General features: G+C 66.6%; 19 protein-coding genes. 12 read left to right on the forward strand and 7 right to left on the reverse strand.

From position 1 onward, the window contains the following. The first annotated feature begins 46 nt into the window (after positions 1-46). A complete protein-coding gene (locus WDM91_17705) occupies positions 47-2,152 on the forward strand; it encodes an acylase (protein ID MEI9996437.1) in 2,106 nt (701 codons plus the stop codon). A gap of 53 nt (positions 2,153-2,205) precedes the next feature. On the opposite strand, the gene WDM91_17710 is transcribed toward WDM91_17705, so the two are convergent. Continuing rightward, a complete protein-coding gene (locus WDM91_17710; GenBank protein MEI9996438.1) occupies positions 2,206-2,544 on the reverse strand; it encodes a hypothetical protein in 339 nt (112 codons plus the stop codon). Positions 2,545-2,712: 168 nt separating this feature from the next. Here WDM91_17710 and WDM91_17715 point away from each other — a divergent pair, with 168 nt between their 5' ends. The 5 genes from WDM91_17715 (at position 2,713) to WDM91_17735 (ending at position 5,922) form a co-directional block, all read left to right on the forward strand. Further along, complete coding sequence (locus WDM91_17715; protein ID MEI9996439.1) at positions 2,713-2,868, forward strand: DUF3309 family protein; 156 nt, start codon at positions 2,713-2,715, stop codon at positions 2,866-2,868. Positions 2,869-2,884: 16 nt separating this feature from the next. After that, positions 2,885-3,118 (forward strand): hypothetical protein, encoded by a 234-nt coding sequence (locus tag WDM91_17720; protein MEI9996440.1) that lies wholly within the window; start codon positions 2,885-2,887, stop codon positions 3,116-3,118. A gap of 10 nt (positions 3,119-3,128) precedes the next feature. Then, entirely contained in the window at positions 3,129-3,290 is a 162-nt protein-coding gene (locus tag WDM91_17725; GenBank protein ID MEI9996441.1) for a hypothetical protein, read from the forward strand. 74 nt (positions 3,291-3,364) lie between these two features. Further along, complete coding sequence (locus WDM91_17730) at positions 3,365-4,465, forward strand: glycosyltransferase family 2 protein (GenBank protein MEI9996442.1); 1,101 nt, start codon at positions 3,365-3,367, stop codon at positions 4,463-4,465. Beyond that, positions 4,462-5,922 (forward strand): glycosyltransferase family 39 protein, encoded by a 1,461-nt coding sequence (locus WDM91_17735; protein ID MEI9996443.1) that lies wholly within the window; start codon positions 4,462-4,464, stop codon positions 5,920-5,922. Before WDM91_17730 ends, WDM91_17735 begins: the two co-directional genes overlap by 4 nt. 251 nt (positions 5,923-6,173) lie before the next feature. Here WDM91_17735 and WDM91_17740 read toward each other — a convergent pair whose 3' ends face one another. The 4 genes from WDM91_17740 to WDM91_17755 all read right to left on the reverse strand — a co-directional run bounded on the left by WDM91_17740 (position 6,174) and on the right by WDM91_17755 (position 8,019). Next, positions 6,174-6,347, reverse strand: coding sequence for a DUF1328 family protein (locus tag WDM91_17740; protein MEI9996444.1), 174 nt, complete (start codon positions 6,345-6,347; stop codon positions 6,174-6,176). Between the two features lie 54 nt (positions 6,348-6,401). Next, on the reverse strand, positions 6,402-6,749 hold the full coding sequence (locus WDM91_17745; protein ID MEI9996445.1) for a hypothetical protein: 348 nt from the start codon (positions 6,747-6,749) through the stop codon (positions 6,402-6,404). A 16-nt stretch (positions 6,750-6,765) separates the two neighbouring features. Beyond that, complete coding sequence (locus WDM91_17750) at positions 6,766-7,131, reverse strand: hypothetical protein (GenBank protein ID MEI9996446.1); 366 nt, start codon at positions 7,129-7,131, stop codon at positions 6,766-6,768. A 90-nt stretch (positions 7,132-7,221) separates the two neighbouring features. Continuing rightward, positions 7,222-8,019 (reverse strand): response regulator, encoded by a 798-nt coding sequence (locus tag WDM91_17755; protein ID MEI9996447.1) that lies wholly within the window; start codon positions 8,017-8,019, stop codon positions 7,222-7,224. Between the two features lie 229 nt (positions 8,020-8,248). Between WDM91_17755 and WDM91_17760 the strand changes: the two genes are divergently transcribed. The 6 genes from WDM91_17760 (at position 8,249) to WDM91_17785 (ending at position 13,070) form a co-directional block, all read left to right on the forward strand. Next, complete coding sequence (locus WDM91_17760; protein ID MEI9996448.1) at positions 8,249-8,428, forward strand: NepR family anti-sigma factor; 180 nt, start codon at positions 8,249-8,251, stop codon at positions 8,426-8,428. After that, a complete protein-coding gene (locus tag WDM91_17765; GenBank protein MEI9996449.1) occupies positions 8,425-9,081 on the forward strand; it encodes a sigma-70 family RNA polymerase sigma factor in 657 nt (218 codons plus the stop codon). Before WDM91_17760 ends, WDM91_17765 begins: the two co-directional genes overlap by 4 nt. Then, positions 8,999-10,762, forward strand: coding sequence for a sensor histidine kinase (locus WDM91_17770; protein ID MEI9996450.1), 1,764 nt, complete (start codon positions 8,999-9,001; stop codon positions 10,760-10,762). The genes WDM91_17765 and WDM91_17770 overlap by 83 nt, the downstream gene beginning before the upstream one ends. Before the next feature lie 111 nt (positions 10,763-10,873). Beyond that, positions 10,874-11,050, forward strand: a complete 177-nt coding sequence (locus WDM91_17775) for a hypothetical protein (GenBank protein MEI9996451.1) — start codon at positions 10,874-10,876, stop codon at positions 11,048-11,050. A 139-nt stretch (positions 11,051-11,189) separates the two neighbouring features. Then, complete coding sequence (gene lpdA / locus WDM91_17780) at positions 11,190-12,593, forward strand: dihydrolipoyl dehydrogenase (GenBank protein ID MEI9996452.1); 1,404 nt, start codon at positions 11,190-11,192, stop codon at positions 12,591-12,593. 9 nt (positions 12,594-12,602) lie between these two features. Next, entirely contained in the window at positions 12,603-13,070 is a 468-nt protein-coding gene (locus WDM91_17785) for a GNAT family N-acetyltransferase (protein ID MEI9996453.1), read from the forward strand. On the opposite strand, the gene WDM91_17790 is transcribed toward WDM91_17785, so the two are convergent. Both WDM91_17790 and WDM91_17795 read right to left on the reverse strand, forming a co-directional pair. Then, on the reverse strand, positions 13,042-14,280 hold the full coding sequence (locus tag WDM91_17790) for an FAD-dependent oxidoreductase (protein MEI9996454.1): 1,239 nt from the start codon (positions 14,278-14,280) through the stop codon (positions 13,042-13,044). The two genes, WDM91_17785 and WDM91_17790, sit on opposite strands and share 29 nt — an antisense overlap. Positions 14,281-14,410: 130 nt before the next feature. After that, positions 14,411-15,322, reverse strand: coding sequence for a TraB/GumN family protein (locus tag WDM91_17795; GenBank protein ID MEI9996455.1), 912 nt, complete (start codon positions 15,320-15,322; stop codon positions 14,411-14,413). Between the last annotated feature and the right edge of the window lie 137 nt (positions 15,323-15,459).

The following is a 15,459-nucleotide window of genomic DNA, read 5'->3' on the forward strand; positions in this document are numbered from 1 at the left end:
ATGCGCGCTCTAGCGTCCGGCGCCATAAAAGGGTCCGGGAGGAGATATGCGGTTCGTCAAATATGGCGCGCTGACGCTTGTGGTGCTCGTCATTGTGGCGCTGACGGCGATCATCGTCGCGGACCGTCTTGCCCAGCCCGCGCCGCCCGACCCGGCCATCTTCATCGCTCGGGCCGCCAGATACGACGTGCATATCCGCCGCGATTCCTGGGGCGTGCCGCATGTCCTGGGCAAGACGGACGCCGACGTCGCCTTCGGCCTCGGCTTCGCGCATTCGGAGGACGATTTCGCGACCATCCAGGACGTCAGCCTCGCCAGCCGCGGCATGCTCGCGGCCGTCAATGGCCTCAAAGGGGCGACGACCGACTACCTGGTGCATCTCTTCCGCGTCTGGGAGAACGTCAATGCGCGCTACGAGACGGACCTGCCGCCCGATGTGCGCCGTGTGGTCGAAGCCTATGCCGATGGCGTCAACTACTATGCCGCACTGCATCCGGAGAAGGTCAAGGGCGCGCTGCTGCCGCTGACCGGACGCGATGTCGTCGCGGGCTTCGTGTTCAAGACGCCGTTGTTCTACGGGCTCGACAATACGCTCCGCCGCCTCAACGCCGAGACCGGCGGCAAGCCCTTGCCGGAGATCGGGTCGAACGGCCTTGCGGTCGGGCCACGCCGCTCCGCCGACGGCGCGACGCGCCTGCTGGTCAATTCGCATCAGCCTTATGACGGTCCCGTGTCGTGGTACGAGGTCGTGCTCGAATCCGGCGAGGGCTGGCATGTCGCCGGCGGCCTGTTCCCCGGCTCCCCCTTCATGCTGCACGGCCACAACGCGCATCTGGGCTGGGCCAATACGGTCAATGATCCCGATCTGGCCGACATCTACAAGCTCGTCATCAACCCGGCGAACGAGAACCAGTATCGGCTCGACGGCAAGTGGCGCGACTTCGAGAAGAGCGACGCGGCGATCCGCGTGAAGCTGCTGGGCCCACTCTACTGGACCTTCCATCGCGACGTGCTGTGGTCGGCGCAGGGGCCGGTCTTCAAGACGGACCATGGCGTCTTTGCGGTCCGCTTCGCGGGCATGAACGAGATCCGGCAGGTGCTGCAATACTACCGCCTGAACAAGGCACGCGACCTGGCGGAGTGGAAGGCCGCGATGCGGCTGCAGGCGTTGCCCAGCATCAACTACGTCTATGCCGACGAGCACGGCACGATCGGCTATGTCTACAACGCGGAGTTTCCGGTCCGGAAGGAAGGCGTCAACTGGCGCGGCTTCCTTCCCGGCGACCGCTCCGATCTCATCTGGCACGCCTATCTGCCGTTCGAGAAGATCCCGCAGATCTGGAATCCCAAATCGGATTTCGTGTTCAATTCGAACAACACGCCGTTCCAGGCGACGGCGCCGCAGGACGATCTCAAGCCTTCGGATTTCTCACCGACGCTCGGTATCCAGACCAACATGACCAACCGCGCGATGCGGGCGCTCGAGACCTTCGGGGCCGATCCCTCGATCACGCCCGAGGAGTTTCGCCGCTACAAGTTCGACCTGAGCTACAGCGCCCATTCGCCGGTGACGCGGATGATCGCGGAGGTCCTGGCGGCGGATCCGGGCGATGACGCGGATCTCAAGCAGGCGCAGCGGATCTTGCGGAGCTGGGATCGCCGCACCGACATCCACAGCCGCGGCGCCGCGCTCGCGGTCCTGATGGGCGTGCGGGCGGCGCCGGAGCGCGAGAACGGTCCCTGGAAGGAGAAGCCGCTGGTCGCGCTCAAGGAAGCGATCGGGATTCTCAAGGCGCATTTCGGGCGGCTCGATCCCGAATGGGGCCAAGTCAACCGCTTCCGGCGCGGCAAGCTCGACCTGCCGGTCGATGGCGGACCGGACGTCTATCGCGCGGTCTACGGCACCCAGCAGGATGACGGCACCTTGACCGCGGTCGACGGCGACACCTTCATCATGTTCGTCACCTGGGACAGGCAGGGAAAGCTTTCATCGCAAAGCATCCACCAATACGGCTCGGCGACCCTCGATGTGAACTCGCCGCACTATGCCGACCAGACGCCGCTGTTCGTGAAGATGCAGATGAAGCCGGTGTGGTTCACGGAAGATGCCTTGAAGGGCCATATCGCGCGCGACTATCGGCCCGGACAATGAAAAAGGCCGGCGGTCGTGACCGCCGGCCCTTTCAAGCAGATATTGGATGCCGGCTAAGGCGTCGTGCTGGGCGCCGGCTGCGCCGGAGCGGTGGTGTCCGGCGTCGGAACGCTGCCGTTCGCTGCGCCATTGGCTGTCGTGCCGTTGGTCGTCGCATCGCCATTCGCATTGGTGTCGGTGTTGGCCGAACCCGCGGGTGCGGTAGCCGAGCCGCTCAATGTCGTGTTGGTCGACGTGCCATGCGCGTTCGCCAGCGCCTGCGCATTGAGCGCGTCGGTCTGCTGGATCTCCTCCGGGGTGGCCGGATGATGCGTGAACGCGAACGCGGATGTGGTGCCGAGCATGCTTGCCAACGCCACGGCGCCGCCGAATGCGAGAGTATGGATCTTCATGGGATCTCCTTCGGAAGGACGGTTCGTGAGACCTAAAGAACGTCTTGCCCATGGGGCCGTTCCGATTGTTCCGATCCTTAAGGGGCACCGGAACTTGCGGCCGACGGCGATGCGGAACCCGCGCCCGTCCGAAGTGTTCCTACCAGCGATCCTTCGAGGACATTTTCGATGCTCGGCACTATTCTCATCATCGTACTGCTGCTGCTTCTGTTCGGTGCTTGGCCGGCTTGGCCCTATAGCCGGAGTTGGGGCTACTACCCCTCCGGCGGACTTGGCCTCGTCCTCATCATCATCCTGGTTCTCGTCCTTTTGGGACGGTTCTAGCGCGCGGGACGCGGCCATGACCAAAAAGAAACTGATCGAAGACATCGTACAGACCCCGCTGCGTTTCCACCGTGCCCCGCTCGATGTCGTGCGTGACCGCCGCTTCAACGATGACGAGCGACTGGAAATCCTCAGCGCCTGGGAGCGGGAAATCCGCGAGCAGGACGGCGAGGGCGAATCGCAGCGCCTGCAGCTCGTCGGCAGCGCCCGCGAAGAAATCGAGCGCCGGCATCGCCCCGCCGGCCAATAAGGAGCGTAAAATGGCCTATCCGGCAACCGATGAAACGCCGCCAAAAATCGTGGTTCCGACGGAAGAAGCCCGTCAGGGAGAAACCTCCGGCCATGTCCGCAAAGTCCTGATGTTCAGTCTGGGTTTGGCGGTGCTCGCCGGCATCGTCCTGTACGTCATTCACATCATGTGAGGCGCGGGTTTCGATTGCTCTCTTGACGCCGCCCGGTGCTGTTGCCACCAAGGCGGCCGTCAAGGAGTGCCGCGTTGCCCGCCCCCGCCTGTCCCCTCGAACTGTCCGTCGTCCTCCCCACCTACAAGGAGCGGGGCAATGTCGCCGAGCTGGTGCGCCGGCTCGACGCCGCTTTGGCTGGAATCGCCTGGGAAGCGATCTTCGTCGACGACAATTCGCCCGACGGCACGGCGGAGACCGCCAAGGCCATTGCGGCGCGCGACCCACGGGTGCGCTGCCTGCGCCGGGTCGGACGCCGCGGCCTCGCGGGCGCCTGCATCGAAGGCATCCTGTCCTCCAGCGCGCCTTTCGTGGCGGTGATGGACGCCGATCTCCAGCATGACGAGCGGGCGCTCGCCGCCATGCTGGACAAGCTGCGCGAGGGCACGGCCGACCTCGTCGCCGCCAGCCGCTACATCGCTGGCGGCAGCGCCGAGTCCTTCGACAAGTCGCGCGGGCGCATCAGCCGCCTCGCCACCACCCTGACGCGCAGGGTGCTGGACGTGCCGCTCAGCGATCCGATGAGCGGCTTTTTCATGCTTCGGCGCGACCGGTTCGACGCGATCGCCGAACGGCTGTCGCCGGTCGGGTTCAAGATCTTGCTCGACATCGTCGCGACGGCGGGCCCGTCGCTGCGCGTCGCGGAACAGTCTTTCGTCTTCGGCAAGCGCGAGCAGGGCGAGAGCAAGTTCAACGTCCAGATCGGGGTCGAGTTTCTCGGCCTGATCCTCGCCAAGCTGACCGGCGACCTGGTCGATCCGCGCTTCATCTTCTTCGCGCTGGTCGGCGCCATCGGCCTGGTGGTCCATCTCGGCGTGCTCAAGATCGCGCTGGTCGCCGGGGCGCAGCCTTTCGCCGTCGCGCAGGCCATCGCCACCCTGGTCGCGCTGACCAGCAATTTCTTCCTGAACAACGAGCTCACCTATCGCGATCGCCGCCTCAAGGGCATCTCGATCCTGCTGGGCTTCATCGCCTTCTGCCTCATCGGCAGCGTCGGCGCGCTGACCAATGTCGGCCTCGCGTCCTGGCTCTATTCCGAGGATCCGGTGTGGTGGGTCGCGGGCGCCGCGGGCGCGGTGATGGGGGCGCTGTGGAATTACGCGATGTCCAGCCTGTTCGTCTGGCGCACGCGATGACGCGGACGGCGCAGCGCTTCCTCGCGGCGATCGCGCTGCTGACGATTCTGCGCGCCGTCGCCGCCGCGGTCCTGCCGCTCTCGGCGGACGAGGCCTATTACTGGCTGTGGTCGCGCCACCTTGCCGCCGGCTATTACGACCATCCGCCGGTCGTCGCCTATGCGATCCGCGCCGGCACGCTGCTGTTCGGCGCCACGCCTTTCGGCGTGCGCTTCGGCGGCATCCTCCTGTCGGTGCTCGCCACCGTCTTCGTCTGGCGGGCCGCGCAAGGCCTGTTGCGCGGCGCGGATGCCGGCGCCCGCGCCGCGCTGTTCTTCAATCTCACCTTGATGGTCTCGGTCGAGACCCTGGCCGCCACGCCGGACGCGCCCGCGGTCGCGGCTGCGGCCGCCGTGCTGTACGCGCTCGCGAAGCTCGATGAGACGGGCAAGGGCGGGTGGTGGCTGGCCGTGGGGGCCGCTGCGGGCCTCGGCCTGCTGTCCAAATACACCGCCTTCTTCCTCGGCGCCGGCATGGCGGTGTGGCTCCTCCTGTCGCCCAAAGCGCGGCGCTGGCTGTTCACCCCGTGGCCCTGGGCCGGCGGCGCCCTCGCGCTCGCGATCTTCCTGCCGAATCTTCTGTGGAACGCGCAGCATGGCTGGGCGACCTTCGTCTTCCAGTTCGGCCGGATCGCGGGCGGCGGCTTCACCCTGCGCTTCCTGTTCGAATTCCTCGGCGCCCAGATCCTGCTGGCCTCGCCCTTCATCTTCGCGCTGGCGGCGCTCGCGCTGGCGTTTCGCGCCCGCGACCGCGACAGCGCCACCTTCCTGCTGGCCGCGCTCGTCTTCCCGTCGGCGCTCTATTTCCTCGTCCATTCCCTGCACGATCGCATCCAGGGCAATTGGCCGTCCTTTCTCTTTCCCATGCTGGCCGTGGCCGCCACCGAGGCCTTTCTCCAGCCCGACTGGTCCGGCTGGACGGCGCCGGTCTGGCGCGTGTCGCGCCGGCTGGCGACGCCCGTCGCGGCGGTGCTGCTGCTGGCCGTCTATGCGCAGGCGTTGTTCGGTGTCGTTCCGCTGGGGCGTGGCGATCCCCTGGCGCGGCTTCTCGCGGTCGGGTTCGACGGGGTGGCCGGCCAGGTCGAAGCGGCGCAGCGCGCGAATGGCGCGGCGGCGATTCTCACCACGGATTATGCTTCGACCGCCTGGCTCGCCTTTTATCTCCCCGCACCGGTGATTCCGGTGGGCGAGGATTATCGCTATCCCGACTCACCGGTGCCCGGTGCAGGATTGTTGAACCGGCCCTTGTTGTATGTGGTGGAGCGGCGCCTCGACCGGCACACGGCGCTTGCCGCGAGCTTCACGCAGGTGCGCCCGGCTGCGTCCTTCGACCGGCTCCGTCACGGCGTGCCGATCGCGCACTACATCGTTTATCGGGTCGAGGGATGGCGCGGCGTGCCACTGGGACGCGAGCCGTAAATTTCCGGGTTTGGGGAAAGACGAGCGGACACCCGATGCGGGCTGTCGAAGGGGCTGGGGCGTTCCGGATCGGACGTCCGCTCGGATCAGATAACGTGCCCTCCCAAATTGGGTTGCATGTCGCGCCGTTTTTTTTGGAAAAACTTTTGGTCGGACGGGCTCGATGCCTAAGCCATTGTTTTTCTAGATCTATCCAAACAAAAACGCGGCGGCTCCAAGGCCGCCGCGTTTCAAGGCCAATCCGGCGGTGTTCAGACCGGCGGCCGGCCGCGCAGCGCGCCGGAGAAGGCACTGACGATCAGCAGCACCACGAAGACGATCAGCAGGACCTTCGCGATGACGGCCGCGAGTCCGGCCAATCCGAAGAATCCGAGATAGCCGGCCACCAGGGCCAGCAGGAGAAACATCAGGGCGTATCCGAGCATGTTGGGGTTCCTTTCCGCTGGGAAAGAAACGTCAGCGCGTTCCGCCGGTTCCGGTCAGCTGCGCTTGCGGCTGCTGAGGAATATCTCGGCCGCAGCAACGAGGGCCGCACCGGCGATGGCGATCCACGGCGTCTCCTTCGCGATCGCCGCGAAGAGCACGGTCCACAGCCCGCCCATCGGCGCGGCTGCCGGCTTCGGCTTGGGCGCGGAGCGCAGCAGAAGCACGATGATCGCCCAAAGGACGGGGGGCGCGACCAGCACGCCACCGGTCACGGCGGCGGCGCCTGCGACGCCCAGGGATGGGGCGAGCGCCGCCGCCAACGCATAGGCCAGGAAGCCCACGCCGAAGACCAGAAGCAGCAGCCCGATCAGCCCCAGCACCGCCGAGGCGGCGATTTTCACCCCAATGCCCCCCACGTCAGCGACGCAGCAGCAGGGCCAGGAACGCGCCGACGCCGGCGGCGACGGCAAGCGACGTCAGCGGTTGCTCGCGCACCGTGGTGCGCAGGGTCTCGGCGTTCTCCGCCGTCCATTCTTCGATGTCTTCGGCGGCCTCGAAGGCGCGCTTGCTGGCATCGGCGGCAGCCTCTTCGGCCAGCGCATAGGCCCGTTCGGCAACGGCTTCGGCTTTCTTCATGGCATCCTTGGCCTGGGCCGTGGCGACGCCGCCGACATCCCCTGCGAGGGCCCTGAGGTCCTTCTGCAACGTCTCCAGATCGGTGCGCAGCGCCGACAGTCTCGTATCGATATCGCCCGCAGCGGCGGCCTTGCTGTTCGCGGCCATGTCTTCCTCCATAAATCTCAAGAACGTGGGGCGCTCTCGCGAGAGAACCCCCACACAATGCCTCAAAGCCTCGTCCGAGGAAACTTTGGCTTATGCGGCTTTTTTGGCCGCCGAATGGAAGAACAGCGCCTGACCCACTGTCGCTTGGACCGTCTCGGGCAGGAACGGCTTGGCGATCAGATAGGTCGGCTCCGGCCGCTCGCCGGTCAGCAGCTTCTCCGGATAGGCCGTGATGAAGATCACCGGGATGTCGAAGCTGTTGAGGATTTCGGCCACGGCGTCGATGCCCGAACCGCCTTCGCCGAGATTGATATCCGCCAGGACCAGGCCGGGACGCTCCGAATGCGCCTTGGCGACCGCTTCGTCGCGGGTCGCAGCCGTTGCCACCACCTTGTGCCCGAGCTCGGTGACGAGATTCTCCAGGTCGAGCGCGATGATCGGCTCGTCCTCGATGATCAGCACACGCGAAGCGAGCTGGCGGTCGATCGTCTGCTGCGCGTCGACGATGGCGCGTTCGACCTCCTCGGCCGTCTCGTCGAGGATGAAGGCGGCCTCTTCGAGGCTGAACGCCTCCACCGCCGTCAGAAGCAGGGCGGCGCGCTTGTTCGAATCCAGCGCGCTCAGCCGCCCTTCGGGCGACGTCTTGGACTCGGTGGGCCGCGGCGCCGAATCTTCGATGCGACCCGAAGCCGATTGCCAGATGGCGTGGAAGACGCGGTAAAGGCCGACGCGGGGCGCCACGCCCTCGACCAGCGTCTGGTCGCCGGCCAGGAGGGCCGAGAGGGCGGCGCGGACATAGGTGTCGCCGCTGGCCTGGGATCCGCACAAGGCGCGCGCATACCGGCGCAGATAGGGCAGATGCGGCGCAAGCGTCTGGGACATGCTCATGAAAAAGAAGCTCCTTCGACGGGGCTGTCACGGTGATCGATACACCCAAGGAATGCTCCTGTCCGGGAAAAGTTCCATAAGGAGCGGAACCAACAAAGGGCGCGGGCGTTGGCACCCTTGAAGGGAACAGGTGGGCGGATGAACCGAACTAAGGGGCTGACTTTGTTTAATTTTCGCCCCTTATTGGAGAATGGCTTTGTCAGGCGCGCCGCAACAACGGAATTGGAATTTGTCTAAAGAGCAGAACCCCAATCGCGAGAAAGCGCGCGCCATCCGGGCGCGGCAGAGGGTTATCGGCCGGGAGCTTCGCCGCATTTATGACGGCGTGGCGCAAGAACCGGTGCCCGATGACTTCCTCGAATTGCTGCGCAAGATGGACAGCAACGAAGAGGGGAAGAAGTCGTCATGACCGCCCCCCACGCCGCTCCGGCGCCCCACAATCCGTCCAATGCGGACACCGACGACTTCAAGACCGAATTGCTCGGCCTGGTCCCGTTCCTTCGCGCTTTCGCCCGATCACTTTGCGGCAGCCATGAAGGCGCCGACGATCTGGCGCAGGAAGCGCTGGTCAAGGCCTGGCAGTCGCGCGACTCCTTCGTGCCGGGCACGAACCTCAAGGCTTGGCTGTTCACCATCCTGCGCAACCAGTTCTATTCCGACCGCCGGCGCGCCTGGCGCCAGGCGCCTTGGGACCAGGATGCTGCCGAGAAGATTCCGGGTGGCGGCCAGGACCAGGGTTGGTCGGCCGAGCTTTCCGATACGGCACGTGCGTTGCGCGCGCTGACCGACGAGCAACGCGAGGCTTTGATTCTCGTGGGCGCCGGGGGCTTCTCCTATGAGGACGCCGCGGAAATTTGTAATTGTGCTGTGGGCACGGTGAAGAGCAGGGTCGCGCGGGCGCGAAAGGCGCTGATCGCCATTCTCGACGGGGACGAGGCATTGCCGCAATCCGACCGTCCGCCCGAAGGAGAGGCTGCTCGTGACATCATGGCGCAATTGGATCGCCTCGCGCCGCCGGATTCCGACGCCGTCCGCAGACGACGCAAGGGATCCGACGACTGAGCGGGGCTGGCCCCTTCGCGTCACCCTGCTCGTCGCCGTCACCATCGCGCTTCTCCCCATCGCCGTGGTCAGCATCCTTCAAGGCGTCGAGCGCGCGCGCATCGACGTCGGCGAGGTCCATGACCGGCTGGTCCAGTCGGCGCATGCCGCCGCCAGCGACGAGGAGAATCTGCTGTCCTCCGCCGAGCAGATCGCACGCGCCCTGTCCAATATCGGCGATGTCCGCGACGTCACCCGCAACTGCGACGCCGTTCTCAACGACGCCCTGATCGGCGTCAGCTATTTCGCCAATATCTCGCGGCTCGATGCGAGCGGTACGAATGTGTGCTCCGCCTTGCCGCGCGCCAAGGGGGCCAACGCGTTCAATCGTCCGGTCTTCCGGCGGGCGCGCACGGCGAAGGGTTTCGTGGTGAGCGACCAGATCCGGAGCGCGGTCCTCAATCAGCCGGTCATCGTGGGCATGTTGCCCCTGCATCACAAGAAGACGGGCAGGTTCGAGGGCGTTGTGTCGGTCGTCCTGCAGCTCCACTGGCTCGACCTCATGGTGCGCGGCCACGACCTGCCGAAAGGCGCCGTCATCTTCGTCTACGATCACGACGGCAATGTGCTCGCCTCCAGCGAGCCGGCCGTGGCGCGCGCGCTCTCGGCCGGCGCCGGGCGCGACAGCGACGGGCCGGGCATACGCTCGGCCTCCGACGCCGAAGGCAACAACTGGACCTATGCCTCGTCGCCGCTGCGCGGCAGCACGATCCGGGTCGCCTTCGCGATGCGCGAAAGCCGCCTGTTCGGCCCGACCTACCTGCATGTCGGCACCGATTTCCTGATGCCGATCCTGATGATCGGCCTGGCCTGGGCGGGCATCTGGTTCGCCACCGAGCGTCAGGTCACGCAATGGATCGCCTATCTGCGCCGCATTTCGGCCGCCTATCGCAGCGGCCATTACACGATCCGGCCGCAGCTCGAGGATGCGCCGCGCGAGTTTCGCGCCTTGGGTGGCGGGATGTCCGACATGGCCGAGGCGATCCAGGATCGCGACCGCAAACTGCGCGATGCGCTGACCCAGAAGTCCCTCCTGATCCGCGAAATCCACCATCGCGTGAAGAACAATTTGCAGATCGTGATGAGCCTGCTCAGCCTGCAGGCCGGCCAGCTCAAGGACCCGGTCGCGCGCGACGCGCTGATGCAGGCCCAGGTGCGGATCAACGCGCTGGCGCTGGTGCATCGCATCCTGCACGAGATCGAGGATCAGACGACCATCGACCTCAAGCGGCTCCTGCACGAACTGGCGTTCCAGATCACCGAAGGCATGCGCAGCGAGGCGATGCCGATCCGGATCGAGGAGGATCTGGTGCCGCGCGACGTCGCCGGCGACGTCGCCGTGCCGCTTGCGCTGTTCGCGGTCGAGGCGCTGACCAACATCTTCAAATACGCCTTCGCGCCGGGCCAGAGCGGGGTGGTGAAGATCACGCTTGCCGAGATCGAAGGCGGCAGGTTGCGCCTCACCATCTCCGACAACGGCACGGGTTTCGACACGCAGGCGCAGCGCACGGGCATCGGAACGCGCCTGATCCGCACCTTCGGCGCCCAGATCGGGGGCTCCTCGTCCCTTTGCTCCGAGCCGGGCAAAGGCACGACCGTGGAGGTGACGTTCCGCGATCCGCTGGGCGAGGCAACTGCCTAGGTTTCTTGCAGTTCCTGCCGGAACAAAGGCAACGCCGCCGCGAAGACGCCGTTTTCTCCACGACGCGCAGACAGCGCGCCGGGAAACCTCGAACGTTGGAGAAGAAGAACAATGACCAACCAGGACAACACCCGCCAGACGGGTCAGAAAAACGACATGCGGCAGCAGCCGCAGCAGCAGGATCAGGGCGGCGACCGCAAACAGGCGGCCGGCCGGCAAGATCCGGATCAGGCCGGCGGGCGCAAGCAAAATCAGGATCGGACCGGGCAGCAGGCGGGCCGTCACTAGCGCCGCGCGCCGCAGATCCGCGAAGGGACCGGCCCGAAAGGGCCGGTCTTTTTGCATGCCAGCCGCGTCGTCCGGTCCCGATTGTCTCGCGCAGGCGCAGGGCGCATAACGCGGTTCCAAAATTCTAGGAAAGCGATTTATGGCGGACACTTTCGATGCTGTCGTCATCGGCGGCGGCCCTGGCGGCTACAACGCGGCGATCCGGCTCGGCCAGCTCGGCCTCAAGACCGCCTGCATCGACAAGCGCGGCAGCTTCGGCGGCACTTGCCTCAACATCGGCTGCATTCCGTCCAAGGCGCTGCTGCATGCCAGCGAGCGTTTCGACGAGGCCGGCCATGGCTTCGCCAAGCTCGGCATCCAGGCGACGGTGTCGCTCGATCTTCCGGCGATGATGGCCCACAAGGACAAAGTCGTCGGCGAATTGACCCGCGGCGTCGAATTCCTCCTCAAGAAGGCGAAGTCCGAAGCCATCGTCGGCGAGGCCCGTATCGTCGCGCCCGGAAAAGTCGAAGTGAAGGCCAAGGACGGTTCCGTCCGCGACCTCGAGGCTCGGCATATCGTCATCGCGACCGGCTCCGAGGTCGCGATGCTGCCGGGCGTCACAATCGACGAGCAGCGGATCGTCTCCTCGACCGGCGCGCTCGCGCTGACGGCTGTCCCCAAGCGCCTGCTCGTGGTCGGCGGCGGCTATATCGGGCTCGAGCTCGGATCGGTGTGGCGGCGCCTGGGCAGCGACGTAACGGTGGTCGAATTCCTCGACCGCATCACGCCCGGCCTCGACGGCGAAGTAGGCAAGCAGTTCCAGCGCATCCTGCAGAAACAGGGCATCAAGTTCCAGCTCTCGACCAAGGTCGTCGGTGTCGAGAAGACGGGCGACGCGCTCCGCGTCACCGTCGAGCCGGCGGCGGGCGGCGAGAAGACGACGCTCGAGACCGACATCATGCTGGTCTCCATCGGGCGGCGGCCCTTCGTCGACAAGCTGGGCCTCGACGCCGCCGGCGTGACGCTCGACCCGCGCGGCCGCGTCGTCACCGACGCGCATTATGCGACCAACGTCCCCGGCATCTGGGCGATCGGCGACTGCCGCGAAGGCCCGATGCTGGCGCACAAGGCGGAAGACGAAGCCGTGGCCTGCGCCGAGCGCATCGCGGGCAAGGCCGGCCATGTGAATTACGACGCGATCCCCGCCGTGGTCTACACCGCGCCGGAAGTCGCCAGCGTCGGCAAGACCGAAGAAGAGCTGAAGGCCGCCGGCATCGCCTACAAGATCGGAAAATTCCCCTTCACCGCCAATGCCCGCGCCAAGACCATCGCGGCGACCGAGGGCTTCGCCAAGGTGATCGCCGACGCGAAGACCGACCGGGTGCTGGGGGTGCACATCCTGGGGGCCGAGGCCGGCAACATGATCTCGGAAGCGGCGCTGGCGATCGAGTTCGGCGCCTCCTCCGAGGATATCGCCCGCACCAGCCATCCGCATCCCACGCTGAGCGAAGCCGTCCGCCAGGCCGCCATGGCCGTCGAAGGCTGGGCGATGCAGATGTAATATCCGGCGATGTCCCGGCCCGTCTGCTCGACCCTCAGCCTCACCATCCGCCTGGCGCGCGACGCCGCGGAGATCGACGAAGCCGCCGCGCTCTATGTCCGCAGCGGCCGGGCCGCCTTCACCTGGCGCGGGCCCGACCATTTCCGCGCCGCGGATTTCCGCATGTTCGCGCTCGACGAGGAGGTCTGGCTCGCCTTTCTCGGCGAGGCGCCGGTCGGCGTCCTGTCCTTGTTCAAGCCCGAGAACTTCGTGCATTGCCTCTACGTCGATCCCGATGCGCAAGGACTCGGCGTCGGGCGCGCCCTGGTCGCGCATGTCCGCCGGATCGCGGGCGCGCCGCTGACGCTCAAGCTCGACGTGCCCAACCGCCGCGCCATCGCCTTCTATGAGGCGACGGGCTGGGAGCGCATGACGGGGCTCGACGATCTCGGCGTCGACGATTTCGGAATCAGCTGGGCGCGCTATCGGTTGGCGTGATGGCTTTCGAGCGCACATGCTCGGGGCGCACGCCCATGCCGATGAAGCGCGCCGGCCATTGCCGCAGCCACGCCCAGCGGTCGAGCAGGTAGAGCGGCAGGGGTGGCCTCGGCGTCTGCTGCGAGCGGATGGTCGGCGCCAGCACCGCATTCTGCACGATTACCTGGAAGCGCTGCACGACCCGCGTCGGCCATTCGCGCCGCCGCTGCACCCGGCGCAGCCGGGCCAGCGAAGGGCGCCGCCGTGCGAGGACGGGGCTGAGGATGTTCGCCGCCGCCACCGCGTCCTGGATCGCGAGATTGATCCCGACGCCGCCGACCGGGCTCATCGCATGTGCCGCGTCGCCGATGCACAGAAGCCCGGGCCGGGCCCAGCGCGTCAGCCGGTCGATGGTGACGGTGAGCAGCTTGACGTCGTCGAAGCTCTTGATCGTTTCGACGCGGTCGCGCGCGAAGCCGGCCGCCGTCCGCAGCCGCGCGAGGAAGGCGGACAGGCCTTCGGCCTTCAACGCCGCGAAGCCGCCCTTGGGGATCGCCAGCGCGCATTGCCAATAGTCGCCGCGATGGAGCATCACGAACAGGCTTCCGCCGATGAAGCGGGCGACCGGCTCGTGCGGGTCGGACGGCTCGGTCGGCAGGCGCAGCCACAGCACGTCGAACGGCGCGCCGAAATCCTTCACTGTCAGCCGCGCCCGCTCGCGCACGCGCGAGCGGCGTCCGTCGGCGCCGATCACCAGCCGCGCCAGCATGTCGCCGGTCCCTTCCGGCGTCTTCACCTTCACGCCCACGATGCGCTTGCGGCGGACCAGCAATTCGGTGATCTCCGCCTCCATCGCGAGATGGAAGGCCGGATAGCGGCGGGCTTCCTCCGCGAGGAAGTCGAGGAAATCCCATTGCGGCATCAGCGCGACGAATTTCGCCCGCGTCGGCAGCCGCGACATGTCGGCGACCTTGAAGCTCTCCTTGCCGATCTCGGCGCGGATCTCGCGCACCTCGTCATGCGGCTTCTTGAGGAAGCGCTCGAGCAGGCCGAGCTCGTCGAGGATCTGCAAGGTCGAGGGATGCACCGTGTCGCCGCGGAAATCGCGCAGGAAGTCCTTGTGCTTCTCCAACACCCAGACATCGACGCCGGCCCGCGCGAGCAGCAATCCGCACATCATGCCGGCCGGGCCGCCGCCGGCGATTATGCAATGGGTCGAAAGCGTATCCACCGTCGGAGGCTAGGCGCGGGGTCGACGCGGCTCAAGATGCGTTCCTCTCCGCGACCAGATCGGTTCACTTGGTCGTGGCGGTCCCGGACGAGGCGCCGCTCGCCGCCGCCGCACAGTTCCAAGTCCGCGCTTAAAGCCGCTCGACCCTATAGCCCGCATGGCCGAGCAGGACCGGGACGCCGCGCCTTCCCACCAGATGGCCGGCGCCGACGGTCACGAAGAACGTGCCGTTCTCCGTGTCGAGCACGCTCTTGAGGACATCCACCCAGGCCTTGTTGCGGTCGTCGAGCACGGCCTTGCGCGCGACGGGATGATTGTCGAAACCCTTGTTGAAAAGCTTGTCCAGCGTGGCGGTGTCGCCTGCGGCCCAGGCCTCGACCATCGGCCCGACGTCGTCCGTCTCGCTCTTGAAGTCCTTCAGCAGCATCTCGAAGGACTCGAGCTCCAGTTTCGGGTCGTCCGGCGCCAGCAGCGCCAATTGCTGCCCCGCGGTCTCGAAATAGCGCAGCGGCTTGCCGCGTGCCTGCGCCTCGGCGATGACCGCCAGATCGACTCCGGCCTGCGCCGACAGGCCGGTCTTCATGTATTTGATGCCGATCATGGCAAGGCCCGCGAGCCAGGGGCGCCGTCCGTCGATCGCTGCCTCCGGCATGCCGAGCAGGACCATGTCGTCGTCGAGATCCTTCTGCGAGTCCGGCGGCAGCATGGCGCGCAGCGACTGGCCGGGCGGCAGCGTGCCCCTCGCCGCGACATATTGCTTGATCGCATCCTGGTCGAGCGCGGTCTCGAAGAAGAACGCATCGGCCTCGCCGATCGCCTTGTCGATCCGCGCATCGCGCCATTGCAGGGTCGGCGACAGAAGATGGACCGACCCGAGCAGATAGACGGTGCTCGCCTTGCCGCTCACCTTCCACAGCGCGACATGCGCAGGCGTCTCGGCGGTGGGCGCCGCGACCGGCGGTGCTGCAACCGGCGCGTCGCCGGCCGCGTGGGCGCTGCCGGCAAACAACAACGCGCAGAGTGCAAGGATGATTCGGTTCATGCGGCGCAACCCAAGGAACGGAGCGCAAACTCGCCCGGCCGCCGCCGCCGCTCAAGGCCCCTTCATCGCCATTTCACCGGGCTGTTGCATTCGTGCCCCTTACAATATCGGCCGGATTGCCCTATATCTCGCGACGC

Origin of the sequence: Rhizomicrobium sp. (assembly GCA_037200385.1) — a bacterium.
In the GTDB taxonomy this organism is placed as follows: Bacteria; Pseudomonadota; Alphaproteobacteria; order Micropepsales; family Micropepsaceae; genus Rhizomicrobium.